This window comes from Nitrospirillum karajorum (genome assembly GCF_036348415.1).
In the GTDB taxonomy this organism is placed as follows: Bacteria; Pseudomonadota; Alphaproteobacteria; order Azospirillales; family Azospirillaceae; genus Nitrospirillum; species Nitrospirillum amazonense_B.
The window spans coordinates 239,646-253,036 of the sequence record NZ_JAZBQB010000003.1; the positions used below are offsets into that span (position 1 = coordinate 239,646).

The window sequence follows — 13,391 nt, forward strand, 5'->3', positions numbered from 1 at the left end:
CGGGCGACCCCACCTCGACAGGGCAACCCCGTTGCGCGTCCGGTGCCTGTCGCCCGTTCCTCGCCCATTAACAATCCCTGTCTACCGGCGTACACTTGCCGCGAAAACAGGAGCGGCGCTTAACCGCCTCCGTGCGGCCGTCCCGTTGACCATCGCACAGCCGCCACCGCAGGACACCTTTGCCTTGGGCCCCAGCGATCTCTGGGCCCCTGCCTGAAACCGAACCGCGTTCAGGAGGATCAGGGCATGACACAACAAACCATCCGCAATCCCGTGGAATGGACATGGGAACGGCTGGGCGACGCGGCGGCGGGTGTCGCCAGCGTCGGCCGGGCCATCGGGCATATGGAGGATCTGCGGGCGCATGAGGCGCCGGTGGTGCGGCGCATCGGCGTGGCCGATCTGGGCGCGGCCATCGCCGCCGGCTTCCGCGATGTCGGCGCCTTTCGCACCGACGTCTTCGCGCTGTGCATCATCTATCCCATCCTGGGCTGTGTGCTGGCCCGGGCGGCAGTGAACCTGAATATGCTGCCGATGCTGTTCCCGCTGGCCTCCGGCTTCGTGCTGGTGGGGCCGGTGGCGGCCATCGGCCTGCTGGAAATGAGCCGGCAGCGGGAACGTGGCGCCCGGCCCAGTTGGCGGGAGGCGTTCGGGCCCCTGCGGTCGCCGGCCATCGCCGCCATCGCGGCCTTGGGCTTCCTGCTGACCATCCTCTATTTCGCCTGGCTGTACGCCGCCCAAGGCATCTATGACGCCACCTTGGGGCCGCAACCGCCGGCCTCGGTCGCGCGGTTCGCCGCCGATGTGGCGGGCACCCACGCCGGCTGGACCATGATCGCGGTGGGCTGCGCCGTGGGCGCCGTCTTCGCCGCCGTGGTGCTGGCCATCGCCGCTGTCAGCTTCCCCTTGCTGCTGGACCGCGACGTGCCGCTGCACACCGCCATCGGCACCTCCATGCGGGCGGTGGCACACAACCCCGGTGTCATGGCGCTGTGGGGCCTGATCGTCGCCGGCAGCCTGCTGGTGGCCACCCTGCCGGCCTTCGTCGGCCTGATCGTGGTGATGCCGGTGCTGGGTCACAGCACCTGGCATCTCTACCGCCGGCTGGTGGCCTGACGCCCCGTTCCGGGCGGCACCCCCATCTTGGTTCCTTACCCATGGAGCGGTCCGGGACGGAGCGCTCCCGGGGGACGTCGGCTTGAACCGGCGTCCCGTGGGAGCCCCTTGCCCTCGGCGCGCGCTCGCCATTTAAACGAAGTTAACCTTATAATTTAATCCCATAAGTAGTAATCACTCTATGCAGATTTCCTCTCTGGCGGCATTTGCTACTTTTGCGTTTGGAGCGATGGCGTTCCTCGCAAAACGATGGGCACCCCCTGGGGCACGCCCGATGACGCAAGGGTGGACATTCATGGTCAACATCACACGGCGCGCCACATTACTGGGGTCGGCGGCGCTGGCCGCCAGCAGCACGTTGCCGGCCTTGCCGGCCTTTGGCGCCCCTTATGTCCGGTCGGACGTGGCGACGCCCGAGGGGCAGCGCATGCTCGCCATCTACGCCCAGGGCGTGAAGCTGATGAAGCAGCGCCCGGTCACCGATCCGCTGTCCTGGAACTTCCAGTGGTTCATCCACGCCTCCCCCCAGGGAAAGGCGAAGGAGATCCGTGACGCCTTCGGCAGCACCCAAAGCCCGGCGCGCCAGCTGGCGGAAGCGGCGTGGGATACCTGCCAGGCCCACGGCGGCCGGCCCGTGGAATTCTTCCTGCCCTGGCACCGCCTGTACGTGCTGTGCCTGGAAGCCATCATCCGTACGGTGACCAAGCAACCGGGCTTCGCCCTGCCTTATTGGAACTATACCGACCCGCGCTACTACGCCATCCCGGTCCAGTTCCAGAACGCCTATCGCAATGACGCCCTGTTCGGCACGCTGTTCCAGCAGAACCGCAACGTCAATGACCCGCAAAACGGCTACGCCGATGTCAATGCCGGCGCCCCGATCAACCAGTACTTCCCCGGCAGCAGGAATTTCCTGAATCTGAACAATATGAATGTGCCGTACTACGGCAACAACAGGACGGGCTTCAACGCCGAACTGAACAGCCAGTTGCATGGTTCGGTCCACGTCTACGTGGGCAACCAGACCAATATGGGCAACGTCCCGACGGCGGCGGAGGACCCGATCTTCTGGCTGCATCACTGCAACATCGATCGCATCCTGGCCGGCTGGAACGCCGCGGGCGGCGTGACGCCCAGCTGGCCGGGCAAGACCTTCACCTTCGCCGGCCCGCAAGGCCAGTCGGTGACGCTGGCCATCGACAACTATCGCACCAACAGCCAACTGCCCTACAGCTATGACGTGCTGCCGGTGCCGCCGAACGGTCCCTTCGGCGCCCAGGCCGTGGCCAGCGCCGAGGCCTCGACCGCAACCGCGAAAGTCCAGAACGTGGCCCTGCTGCAGACCAGCCAGCCGACCCCCAACGCGACCGCCCCCGTCGCCCTGGGCGCGCAAGCCCAAAAGGTGGAGCTGCAGCCCACCACGCCGCAGAACACGCTCAGCAACACGCTGAAGACCCAGAAGAGCCTGCGGGCGGCGGCACCGCAGCGCCTGCTGCTGGTGCTGCACGGCCTGCACGCCAAGATCCACCCCGGCATCACCTATCAGGTCTATCTCAACCTGCCGGAGGGGGCGAAGCCCGAGGCGTCCGACGCCAACTATGTGGGCATCGTCACCTTCTTCGACGCCGTCGACATGCCGGGCCATGCCGACCACGGCGGGGTCGAGAAGGTGTTCGACATCACCGACCTTGCCGCCAAGCTGGAAGCGGAGGGCAAGAACCCGGAGAAGGCGACCGTGTCGCTGGTGCCCACAGGCACGCCGGCGCAGGGTTCCGATCCCGTCATCACCGGCGGCATCGAGTTGCGCAGCGAGTGACCCCCTTGCGGGGGAGGCTGGCGCGGGATGGGGGCCATCCCGCGCCAGTACCTTCACATCACGCTGCGGCCAGCGCCTGGCCGAGGTCGGCCAGGATGTCGTCGATGTGCTCGATGCCGATGGACAGGCGGACATAGCCGGGGGTGACGCCGGTGGCCGCCTGGTCCTCGGCCGAGAGCTGGGAATGGGTGGTGCTGGCCGGGTGGATGGCCAGGCTGCGGGCGTCACCGATGTTGGCGACGTGGTAGAACAGCTTGAGCGCGTCGATGAAGCGGCGGCCGGCGTCGGCGCCGCCCTTCAACTCGAAGCCCACCAGCGCGCCATGGCCGCCCTTCAGCACGGCGTCCGCCCGGCGGCGCAGCTCCCCCGTCTGCCGGCTGGGGTGGATCACGTCCGACACCTTGGGATGTTCCGCCAGGAAGGCGGCGACGGCGCTGGCGTTGCGGTTATGCTCCCGCATGCGCAGCGGCAGGGTCTCCAGCCCCTGGATGGCCTGGAAGGCGTTGAAGGGGCTGAGCGGGGCGCCCACGTCGCGCAACAGGGTGACGCGGGCGCGCAGGATATAGGCGATGGGGCCCAGCGGCTTCACCGCCTGGGTCCACACCGCCCCGTGATAGCTGGGGTCCGGCTGGTTCAGCAGGGGGAAGCGGTCGGCATGCGCCTCCCAATCGAAATTGCCGCCATCGACCAGGGCGCCGCCGATGCTGGTGCCGTGGCCACCGATATACTTGGTGGTGGAATAGACGACGACGGCCGCGCCATGGTCCAGCGGGCGGGCGATGATGGGGGTGGCCGTGTTGTCCACGATCAGCGGCACGCCCAATTCCCGCCCAATGGCCGCCACCTCGGCGATGGGGAAGACGCGCAGCTTGGGATTGGGCAACGTCTCGGCGTAATAGGCGCGGGTGCGGTCGTCGGTGGCGCGGCGGAAGTTCTCCGGATCCGACGGATCGACGAAGCGCGCCTCGATGCCCAGTTGCTTGAAGGTGTTGGCGAACAGGTTCCAGGTGCCACCGTACAGGTCGGTGGAGGTGACGAAGTTGTCCCCGGCGCTGGCCACGTTCAGGATGGCGAAGGTGCTGGCCGCCTGGCCCGACGCCACCGCCAAGGCCGCCACCCCGCCCTCCAGCGCCGCCAGCCGCTGTTCCAGCACGTCGGTGGTGGGGTTCATGATGCGGGTGTAGATGTTGCCCAGTTCCTTGAGCGCGAACAGGTTGGCGGCGTGCTCCGTGCTTTGGAACTGATAGGATGTCGTCTGGTAGATGGGCACGGCCACCGCCCCCGTGGCGGGATCGGCGCGATAGCCCGCATGCAGGGCCAGGGTTTCGGGGTGCTTGCTGTCGACGGCCATGGCGGCGTTCTCCCATCTCTTATTGGACTGGCGCCGATTGTTGCCCGAGCCGACCGGAAATTGCATCCATGGATCGGCACTTATTAAATTATTTCATTTATTTGCCTGAATAGTTGGGACAGGCGAACGAGGTCGCCGCTCGTCCCAGAAAGAATTAAGACGGCGATGGCTGAAGGCGCGCGAGACGGGCGCGGGCTTCCGTGACGCCTGGATTATCAGGCAGGCCATAATCCCGTTTGAACACCTCGTCGAGTGCCGCGTAACGTTCCAGCGTCTGATGCCATAACGCCTCAGCCTCATCCCGGTCACCGCGTCCCTCGGCGTTGCAGGCCAGCGCTCGCACGGCATTGGCCATTTCCAGGGGGGCGACCTCCGCCGCCTGGTACAAGGCCATCATCTCCACATAAATTGGCACGGCGTCCCTATGGGCGGCCATGTCGTCAAGGATTCCACCCAAATGACGCAGGGCGCGGGCCGTGGACAGGCCATCGCCCGCATCGCGGAAAGAGGCCACCGCCTCTTCCTGTGGCAGCCTCGCCTCAGCCGGACGCCGCAGATCACGCAATGCCTGCGCCAGCTGCGTCAGCGCCTGGGGCAGATCAGCGCCGCCAGTCTGGCCGGAGGCACGCGACAGGGCCACTGCCTGGCTAGCCAGGTCGAGGGCTTCCGACAGCCGGCCCGCCCGCCGAGCGGCAGTGGCCCGTTCCAGAAGCTCTTGTGGATCAAGCACCCTGGCCATAGCCACCTCCCCTCCCACACACGACCCGAACCTTAACCCGCGCCGCCAACATCAGGAAGACGGGGATTGGTTGTACCGCCAGGGTACGGGGCCATTAGCGTTTTCCGCGCGCCGCTACCGCCGGCTGCGCGGCGGGGCGGAGAAACCCGGACGGTTCAGCTTGGAGGCCGGCAGCGGCGGCTTGTGGCCCCAGGCGGAGACGGGCTTGCCCTGCGGTTTGGGTGGCGGGGGCGGCGGTGGTGGCGGGGGCGGGTCGGTCTTCACCGTCTCACCCGCCGCCATCTTGGCCAGGTCGCTCATCAGCTTGCGCACGCCATCCATGCGGGTCTCGGCGCTATCCCAGGGGCGCAGCAGCACCAGCTTGTGGTCCGGCCGGATCTTGGCGGTGCCGGCCTGTTGCTGGATGAAACCCACCAAGGCCACCGGGTTCTTGAACTTATTGTCGCGGAAGCCGATGACGGCCCCCTTGGGGCCCGCGTCCAGGGTCTGCACGCCGGCGTCGCGGCACAGGCGCTTGATCTCCACCAGGCGCAGCAGGTTCTCCACCTCCCCCGGCAGGGTGCCGAAGCGGTCCACCATCTCGGCGGCGAAGGCGTCGATCTCCGCCCGGTCCACCAAATCGGCCACGCGGCGGTAGAGCGATAGGCGGATGCCCAGGTCAGCGACATAGCTTTCGGGGATCAGCACGGGCATGCCCAACTGGATCTGCGGTGTCCACTGTTCCTCCGCCGCCTGCGCCTCCGTCAGGCCGCCGCGCGCGGCGGCCACCGCCTCCTCCAGCATCTGCTGGTAGAGTTCCACGCCCACCTCGCGGATTTGGCCGGACTGCTCCTCACCCAAGAGGTTGCCGGCGCCGCGGATGTCCATGTCGTGGCTGGCCAACTGGAAGCCCGCGCCCAGGCTGTCCAGCGTCTCGATGACGTGCAGGCGCTGCTGCGCCGTCTGCGACAGCACGGTCTTGGGCTGGTAAGTCAGATAGGCGTAGCCGCGCACCTTGGACCGGCCCACGCGCCCGCGCACCTGGTACAACTGCGCCAGGCCGAACATGTCGGCGCGGTGGACGATCAGGGTGTTGGCGCTGGGGATGTCCAGGCCGCTTTCGATGATGTTGGTGGCCAGCAGCAGATCGTACTTGCCCTCATCGAAGGCGGTCATCACCTCCTCCAACTGCGCCGCCGGCATCTGGCCGTGGGCGGTGATGATCTTCACCTCCGGCACCAGTTCGGCCAGCCGTTCCTGCAGCTTGGGCAGATCCTCGATGCGCGGGCAGACGTAGAAGCTCTGCCCGCCGCGATAATGCTCGCGCAGGATGGCCTCGCGGATCACCACCGGGTCATAGGGCAGCACGAAGGTACGCACGGCCAGGCGGTCCACAGGCGGGGTGGCGATCAGCGACAGCTCGCGCACGCCGCTCAGCGCCAATTGCAGGGTGCGGGGAATGGGGGTGGCGGTCAGGGTCAGGACGTGCACGTCGGTGCGCAGTTCCTTCAGTCGCTCCTTCTGCTTCACGCCGAAATGCTGTTCCTCGTCCACGATGACCAGGCCCAGGCGGTTGAACTGGATGCTCTTGGCCAGCAGGGCGTGGGTGCCGACGACAATGTCGATGGTGCCATCGGCCAGGCCGGCCTTGGTCTGGTTGGCTTCTTTCGCCGTCACCAGGCGCGACAGGTGCCCCAGGCGCACGGGCAGGCCGGCGAAGCGCTTCTCGAAGGTGCGGGTATGCTGGCGGGCCAGCAGGGTGGTGGGCACCACCACCGCCACCTGCAGGCCGCTCATGGCCGCGACGAAGGCGGCGCGCAAGGCCACCTCGGTCTTGCCGAAGCCGACGTCGCCGCACACCAGGCGGTCCATGGGCTGGCCGGAGTTCAAATCCTCCAGCACATCCTCGATGGCCTTCAGCTGGTCATCCGTCTCGGCATAGGGGAAGCGGGCGGCGAACTCGTCATAGACGCCGTCCGGCACCTCGATGGGCGGAGCCTTGCGCAGGGCGCGCTCGGCGGCAATGCGCAGCAGCGCGTCGGCCATGTCCTTCAGCCGCTTCTTGACGCGGGCCTTGCGCGACTGCCACCCCACGCCGCCCAACTTGTCCAACTGCGCGCCGGATTCCTCGGAGCCGAAGCGGGACAGCACCTCGATATTCTCGACCGGCACGTACAGCTTGTCGCCGCCGTCGTACAGGATGCGTAGGCAGTCATGCGGGGCGCCGGTAACGGTCAGCGTCTCCAGCCCATCGTAGCGGCCGATGCCATGGTCGACGTGCACCACCAGGTCGCCGGGCGACAGGCTAGCAGCCTCGGCGATGAAGTTGGCGGCGCGGCGCTTCTTCTGCGACGGGCGGGCCAGGCGGTCGCCCAGGATGTCCTGCTCGGTGATGACCGCCAGGTCGCCGGTGGTGAAGCCGGTGTCGATGCCCAGCACGATGACGGCGGTGGCCTTGGCCTCCTGCGCGCCCACCTCCGCCCAGCTGTCGGCGGTCAGGGCCGGATCGATGCCGTGTTCCTTCAGCATCTTGGCCAGGCGGTCGCGGGCGCCCTGGCTGTAGCCGGCGACCACCGCGCGGCGGCCATCGGCGCGCAGTTGGTCGATATGCTGGCCCAAAGCCTTGAAGACGTTCACGTCCGGGTTGGCGCGGGCGTCGGCGAAGTCCCGCCCCCGGCGGCCACCGGCGTCCACCAGGTTGGGGTTGGCGCCCCCCTCGACAGCGGCAAACGCCGATAGCTGGGCGACGCAGCGCAGGGCCAGATGCCGGTCCCAGGCGTCGCCGTCCAGGAACAGGCTGGCCGTCGGCACCGGCTTGTATACTGGCGTGCCGGACTTCTTCTCCACCTCCTGGAAGGTGCGGCGGGCGTCATAGAAATCCGCCACCTGGGACAGGCGGGCGTCGCGCGCCTCCTCCGCCTGCGCGTCCAGGCTGACCATCGCGGCGGGGACATAGTCGAACAGCGTGTCCAGCCCGGCGTGGAACAGGGGCAGCCAATGCTCCATGCCCGGCATCTTGCGGCCGGCGCTGATGCCCTCATACAGCGGGTCGCAGTCGGTGACCGCGCCGAACAGCTCCCGATAACCGGTGCGGAAACGCTGGACGGACGGGTCGTCCAGGAACACCTCCGACATCGGCTTGAGGTCCACGCCCGCCCGTTTTTCCGTGGTCATCTGGGTCATGGGGTCGAAGGCGCGCACACCTTCCAGCTCATCCCCGAACAGGTCCAGGCGCAGGGGTTCCGGCGTCGCCGGGGGAAACAGGTCGATGATGCCGCCGCGCACCGCGTACTCACCCGGCTCGCGCACCGTCTGGGCGCGGGTGTAGCCGTTGTTGGCCAGGAAGCGCTGCAACTCATCGACGTTAAGGCGGCCGCCGACCTTGGCGCCGAAGGTGGCGTTGCGAAAGGCCAGGCGCGGCGGCACCTTCTGCAAGGCGGCATTGAGGGTGGTGAGGACGATGAAGGGGCTTTTTGGCCGGCTGCCCAGCAGGGTGGTCAGCGTCTCGATGCGCCGGGCCACGATATCGCCGTTGGGCGAGACGCGGTCATAGGGCAGGCAGTCCCACGCCGGGAAGGGCAGCACCGCCACGTCGGGCGCGAAGAAGGCCAAGGCCTCCTGCACCCGGGCCATGCGCGTGTCGTCCAGCGCCACGTGCAGCAGGCCCGACGCCCCTGCCCGCCGGGCCAAATCGGCCAGCACGCGCGCGTCATGCCCCTCCGGCGCGCCGGCCACCAGCAGGCGGCGCGGCGTGTCGGGGTTCAGGCCGGAAAGCAGGGCGGACGGCAGCACAGTGTCGGGCGCGGTGTGGGGCATGGGGGAAGCCAGGCGTTAGGCGGTGACGGAAAAATCAGGCGACGCGGTGGGCCTGCAGCAGGGCCATCAGGTCCGCGTCCAGGTCATCCGGGAAGGGTGCCCGGCCCAGCAGCCAGTCGAAGACGTCTGGGTCGTTCAGATCCAGCAAATGCTCATACCGATCCAGCTGTTCCACCGAAAAGCCCGGCACATGCTTTTCCGCGAAGGTGCCCATCAGCAGGTCCATTTCCTTCATCCCGCGATGCCAGCTGCGGAAGATCAGGCGCTTGCGCCGCACGGCCAGGGCGTCTTCGGGGGCGATATCGGACAGGGGGTCGGTGGGCATGGCACGGCCTTTGGGAAACGAAAACTCGATTGGGATGCTTGGTGGCGACACTGGCCACGCCGCATCAGCCCCTGGAGTAACGGCAGACCCGGGCGCTGTCACGTCTTCAATGGCGGCGTGCCCGGCAAGGCCGTACCATACACGCGGCAGAACATATCGTAAACGCGCCTCGCGACAAGGGTAGCCGGTCGACAAGCTGGCCCGCTAACATATAGGCATATGCCTACGGTTTTGCGTCCTGGAGCCTGCCCCGTTGCGTCCGCCCGTCCTCTATCCCTTGTTCGCGCCCATCACCAACCTGCCGGGCCTGGGCCCCCGCCTGGGCAAGCTGGCGGAGCGGCTGACCGGCCCGCATGTGGCGGACATCCTGTGGCACCTGCCCACCGGCGTCCTGGACCGCGCCAACGCCCCCAGCATTGCCGAGGCGCCGGAGGGCCGCATCGTCACCCTGACGGTGCGGGTGGACGGCCACATGCCGCCGGTGCAGCGCCACCGCCCCTATCGCGTGCGCTGCACCGACCACACCGGGGAGATGGAGCTGGTGTTCTTCCATGTGAAGGGCGACTGGCTGGAGAAGAAGCTGCCCCAGGGGACCATGGTGGTGGTCAGCGGCAAGGTGGAGCGGTTCAACGGCCTGCTGCAGATGCCCCACCCCGACCATTTCGCCCCGGTGGAGGAAGGCGCCCCGCCGCAGGAGGTGGAGGCGGTCTATCCCCTGACGGGCGGCCTGAACCCCAAGCCGCTGCGCACCGCCATCCAGGCCGCCCTGGCCCGCACGCCGGATCTGGAGGAATGGCAGGACCCGGCGTGGCTGGAGCGCCAGGGCTGGCCCGCCTGGAAGGCGGCACTGACGGCGGCGCACGACCCCAAGGGCGAGGCGGACGTCAACCCGCTGAGCCCCCTGCGCCAGCGCCTGGCCTATGACGAGCTGTTGGCCAATCAGTTGGCCCTGGCCCTGGTGCGTTGGCACCAGCGGCGGCTGGCCGGCCGCGCCACGGTGGGCGATGGCCGCCTGCGGGCCCGCATCCAGGCGGCATTGCCCTATCAGCTGACCGGCGCGCAGGCCCAGGCGCTGGTGGAGATCGACGCCGACATGGGCAAGGCGGAGCGCATGCTGCGCCTGCTGCAGGGCGATGTGGGCAGCGGCAAGACCATCGTGGCGCTGATGGCCATGGCGACGGCGGTGGAGGCCGGCGCCCAGGCGGCGCTGATGGCGCCCACGGAAATCCTGGCGCGGCAGCACGCCGAAAGCCTGGCCGACCTGGCCGACGCCGCCGGCATCCGCCTGGCCCTGCTGACCGGCCGCGACAAGGGCAAGGCGCGCCAACAGGTCCTGGACCGCCTGGCCTCGGGAGAGATCGACATCCTGATCGGCACCCACGCCCTGTTCCAGGAGGACGTGGCGTTCAAGGATCTGGCGCTGGCCATCATCGATGAACAGCACAAGTTCGGCGTGCACCAGCGCCTGGCCCTGGCGGCCAAGGGGCGCGGTGTCGACACCCTGGTCATGACCGCCACCCCCATCCCCCGCACCCTGACCCTGACCGCCTATGGCGACATGGACGTCAGCCGCCTGACGGAAAAGCCACCGGGGCGCAAGCCGGTGGTGACCCGCGCCGCTGCGGCCGACCGCATCGAGGAGGTGGTGGAACGCGTCGCCGCCGCCATCAAGACCGGGCAGCGCGTTTATTGGGTCTGCCCCCTGGTGGACGAGTCGGAAACGGTGGATCTCGCCAACGCCACGCTACGCCATGCCACCCTGATGGAACGGCTGGGCGGGTGCGTCGGCCTGGTGCACGGCAAGATGAAGGGCACGGAGAAGGACGCCGTCATGGCCCGCTTCGCCGCCGGCGAGCTGTCCGTGCTGGTGGCCACCACCGTCATCGAGGTGGGCGTGAACGTGCCGGAGGCCACCATCATGGTGGTGGAGCATGCCGAGCGCTTCGGCCTGGCTCAGCTGCACCAGCTGCGCGGCCGGGTGGGACGCGGCGAGCGCGCTTCCGCCTGCCTGCTGCTCTACACCGCCCCCCTGGGCGAGACCGCCCGCGCCCGCTTGGACGTCATGACCTCCACCGAGGATGGCTTCCTCATCGCGGAGAAGGACCTGGAGCTGCGCGGCGCCGGTGAGGTGCTGGGCACACGCCAATCCGGCCTGCCGGAGTTCCGCATGGCCGACATCACCGTGCATGCCGACCTGCTGGCCACCGCCCGCGACGACGCCAGCCTGATGGTGGCCCGCGACCCCGACCTGGAAACTGCGCGCGGCCAGGCCCTGCGCGTGCTGCTTTATCTGTTCCAGCGGGATGAGGCGGTCAAGACGCTGCGCTCGGGGTGAGATCGACGCCCGGTTTTCACTTCAGCACAAACCGTCGGTAGGCGAGCGTCGCGGCAAGCAAGAGCGGGAAGAAAACGGCGAAGGACACGATCACCGCCATGACCCGGCCCATATAGGCGCCCATGGCTCCGGAATAAACCAGCGCGCAGGTCAGGCAGAATTTCAGCGCGGCACCCCGGTCCCGAAGAAAATCATCGAACTTACGCATCTTCCCGCGCCCCCCCCGAAACGGCCCATGCCAGGGTGACCGAAAGCCGGGGATACGGAAAGGCTGGCAACGGGACGCACACCCTGCGGCCCTTTGTTTTTCATGCAGGGCTGTGCCTTAATGGCTGGTGAGACAAGGGCCAGCGGTGACTGCCGCCGACCGTGCCCAATGAATGATTCCGGCCCGACGAACCGGGAACCCCATGGGGAAGGCAATCACGACCAACCGCCGCCGCGTCGCCGCCACGCCAACCGCGCCACCGCTACACCGCGCCCCGCCCTTCTGCGGACTGACGGCCCTGCTGCTGGCCACCGGCCTATCAGCCTGCGGCGGGGTGCAAAGTGATCCGCTGCTGGCGCTGTCCTGCCCGGCGCCCACCGGCCCGGTGACGCCGTCCCAGGCCTATGACCGGCTGGACGTGACAGCGCTGGAGGAGCTGTTCAAGGACAACGGCGTCGGTCCAGGCGATGGCCTCGGCGGCCGCGTCGTGGCCCGCGTGCTGGGCGAACGCTACCGCGCCGGCCGGGGCGTGCCCGCCGACCCGGTCAAGGCCCTGGCCTGGACACGGGCCGCCGCGGTGGTGGAGACGACGACCACCCAGTTCATCGTGGCGCCGACGGTGGGCAAGCAGCCCAGCTACACCGTGCCGCTGAACCGCACCGCGCTGTCCGGCGGCGACCCGGTGGCCCTGCTGGAACTTGGCACCCTCTATGCCCAGGGGCGGGGCGTGCCCAGGGATGAGGCCGTGGCCAAAGTGCTGTTAGAATGCGGGCGCAAAGGAACCCAACCATGGATGTGATGATACCGACCGACACCGCCGCACCCGAGGGCGCCACCCCCAGTGCGCCCGCCGCCAGTATGCTGGACGACCTGCGCCAGACGGCGCTGAAGGGGAAGACCTTCAAGTTGATTTTAATTTATAATTTTATTTGGGGCCATCATGTATCATCGCAATCATGCCGGCATCGATTTCCGAGTTTTCATACAAAAAATGGTCAAGTCAAAAATGGCCAGAACCTACATGGAGATCGGCGTCCGCGATGGCTCCACCTTGGCGATGGTCGATTGCTCCGCAATTGGCGTCGATCCTTGTTTCCAGTTCAGCTCAAGCCCCATCGGCACGAAGCCGTCCCTTTTCTTATACCAAAAGACCAGCGACCAATTTTTCAGGGATCATGATGCGAGAGCAATATCCGGCGATACGCTTGATGTTGTATTCCTTGATGGCCTCCATCAATTTGAATATTTACTGAGAGACTTTATAAATAGCGAAAGAAACTGCAATAGACACAGCCTCATCATGCTGGATGACTGCCTACCCGTGAACGCGGAAATGACCGAAAGGCAGCACAATCCATTACAGCGTAAGAACCAGGATTATGCCGGATGGTGGACCGGCGACGTCTGGAAAATGATCCCGATATTGAAGAAATATAGAAAAGACCTGCACATCACCCTCGTGGATACGACACCAACAGGCATCGTCTGCATCACCAATCTCAATCCATCCTCAACTATTCTGGAGGATAATTATTATGAAATACTAAAAGAATTCGGCAATATGGCCATGACAGATGAAAATATTGAGAAATTTTACCAGGAAGCCGAGATTGCTTCTTCGCAGGCGATAATGGCCGGCTTTGACGCATCGCTCACGGTGGGTCCATAAGACACCAGTCGGAGCGCCTTGATCGGCAAGATAATGG

At 66.9% G+C, this 13,391-nt stretch carries 10 protein-coding genes; 5 read left to right on the forward strand and 5 right to left on the reverse strand.

Annotated elements, in window-relative coordinates; genetic code table 11:
* The first annotated feature begins 246 nt into the window (after positions 1-246).
* Together UCD39_RS14735 and UCD39_RS14740 are read left to right on the forward strand one after the other, a co-directional pair.
* Positions 247-1,116, forward strand: a complete 870-nt coding sequence (locus tag UCD39_RS14735) for a DUF2189 domain-containing protein (RefSeq protein ID WP_330496730.1) — start codon at positions 247-249, stop codon at positions 1,114-1,116.
* A 295-nt stretch (positions 1,117-1,411) separates the two neighbouring features.
* Complete coding sequence (locus UCD39_RS14740) at positions 1,412-2,932, forward strand: tyrosinase family protein (RefSeq protein WP_330496731.1); 1,521 nt, start codon at positions 1,412-1,414, stop codon at positions 2,930-2,932.
* Between the two features lie 58 nt (positions 2,933-2,990).
* Here the strand turns inward: UCD39_RS14740 and UCD39_RS14745 are convergent, their stop codons facing one another.
* The 4 genes from UCD39_RS14745 to UCD39_RS14760 all read right to left on the reverse strand — a co-directional run bounded on the left by UCD39_RS14745 (position 2,991) and on the right by UCD39_RS14760 (position 9,142).
* A complete protein-coding gene (locus tag UCD39_RS14745; RefSeq protein ID WP_330496732.1) occupies positions 2,991-4,283 on the reverse strand; it encodes an O-acetylhomoserine aminocarboxypropyltransferase/cysteine synthase family protein in 1,293 nt (430 codons plus the stop codon).
* A 154-nt stretch (positions 4,284-4,437) separates the two neighbouring features.
* Entirely contained in the window at positions 4,438-5,022 is a 585-nt protein-coding gene (locus tag UCD39_RS14750; RefSeq protein ID WP_330496733.1) for a tetratricopeptide repeat protein, read from the reverse strand.
* A 114-nt stretch (positions 5,023-5,136) separates the two neighbouring features.
* Entirely contained in the window at positions 5,137-8,817 is a 3,681-nt protein-coding gene (gene mfd / locus UCD39_RS14755; RefSeq protein ID WP_330496734.1) for a transcription-repair coupling factor, read from the reverse strand.
* Positions 8,818-8,851: 34 nt separating this feature from the next.
* Entirely contained in the window at positions 8,852-9,142 is a 291-nt protein-coding gene (locus tag UCD39_RS14760) for a succinate dehydrogenase assembly factor 2 (RefSeq protein WP_330496735.1), read from the reverse strand.
* A 253-nt stretch (positions 9,143-9,395) separates the two neighbouring features.
* Here UCD39_RS14760 and recG point away from each other — a divergent pair, with 253 nt between their 5' ends.
* Positions 9,396-11,477, forward strand: a complete 2,082-nt coding sequence (recG, locus tag UCD39_RS14765) for an ATP-dependent DNA helicase RecG (RefSeq protein WP_330496736.1) — start codon at positions 9,396-9,398, stop codon at positions 11,475-11,477.
* A 16-nt stretch (positions 11,478-11,493) separates the two neighbouring features.
* Here recG and UCD39_RS14770 read toward each other — a convergent pair whose 3' ends face one another.
* On the reverse strand, positions 11,494-11,685 hold the full coding sequence (locus tag UCD39_RS14770) for a hypothetical protein (protein WP_330496737.1): 192 nt from the start codon (positions 11,683-11,685) through the stop codon (positions 11,494-11,496).
* Between the two features lie 202 nt (positions 11,686-11,887).
* Here UCD39_RS14770 and UCD39_RS14775 point away from each other — a divergent pair, with 202 nt between their 5' ends.
* Both UCD39_RS14775 and UCD39_RS14780 read left to right on the forward strand, forming a co-directional pair.
* On the forward strand, positions 11,888-12,484 hold the full coding sequence (locus tag UCD39_RS14775; RefSeq protein ID WP_330496738.1) for a tetratricopeptide repeat protein: 597 nt from the start codon (positions 11,888-11,890) through the stop codon (positions 12,482-12,484).
* 207 nt (positions 12,485-12,691) lie between these two features.
* Complete coding sequence (locus UCD39_RS14780; RefSeq protein WP_330496739.1) at positions 12,692-13,354, forward strand: class I SAM-dependent methyltransferase; 663 nt, start codon at positions 12,692-12,694, stop codon at positions 13,352-13,354.
* The last annotated feature ends 37 nt before the right edge of the window (positions 13,355-13,391 follow it).

What these genes read in the sequence shown, in the direction of transcription:
- UCD39_RS14735 (WP_330496730.1), top strand. Translation starts at nt 247, where the DNA reads ATGACACAACAAACCATCCGCAATCCCGTGGAATGGACATGGGAACGG.
- UCD39_RS14740 (WP_330496731.1), top strand. Translation starts at nt 1,412, where the DNA reads ATGGTCAACATCACACGGCGCGCCACATTACTGGGGTCGGCGGCGCTG.
- UCD39_RS14745 (WP_330496732.1), bottom strand. Translation starts at nt 4,283, where the DNA reads ATGGCCGTCGACAGCAAGCACCCCGAAACCCTGGCCCTGCATGCGGGC.
- UCD39_RS14750 (WP_330496733.1), bottom strand. Translation starts at nt 5,022, where the DNA reads ATGGCCAGGGTGCTTGATCCACAAGAGCTTCTGGAACGGGCCACTGCC.
- mfd (WP_330496734.1), bottom strand. Translation starts at nt 8,817, where the DNA reads ATGCCCCACACCGCGCCCGACACTGTGCTGCCGTCCGCCCTGCTTTCC.
- UCD39_RS14760 (WP_330496735.1), bottom strand. Translation starts at nt 9,142, where the DNA reads ATGCCCACCGACCCCCTGTCCGATATCGCCCCCGAAGACGCCCTGGCC.
- UCD39_RS14770 (WP_330496737.1), bottom strand. Translation starts at nt 11,685, where the DNA reads ATGCGTAAGTTCGATGATTTTCTTCGGGACCGGGGTGCCGCGCTGAAA.
- UCD39_RS14775 (WP_330496738.1), top strand. Translation starts at nt 11,888, where the DNA reads ATGGGGAAGGCAATCACGACCAACCGCCGCCGCGTCGCCGCCACGCCA.
- UCD39_RS14780 (WP_330496739.1), top strand. Translation starts at nt 12,692, where the DNA reads ATGGCCAGAACCTACATGGAGATCGGCGTCCGCGATGGCTCCACCTTG.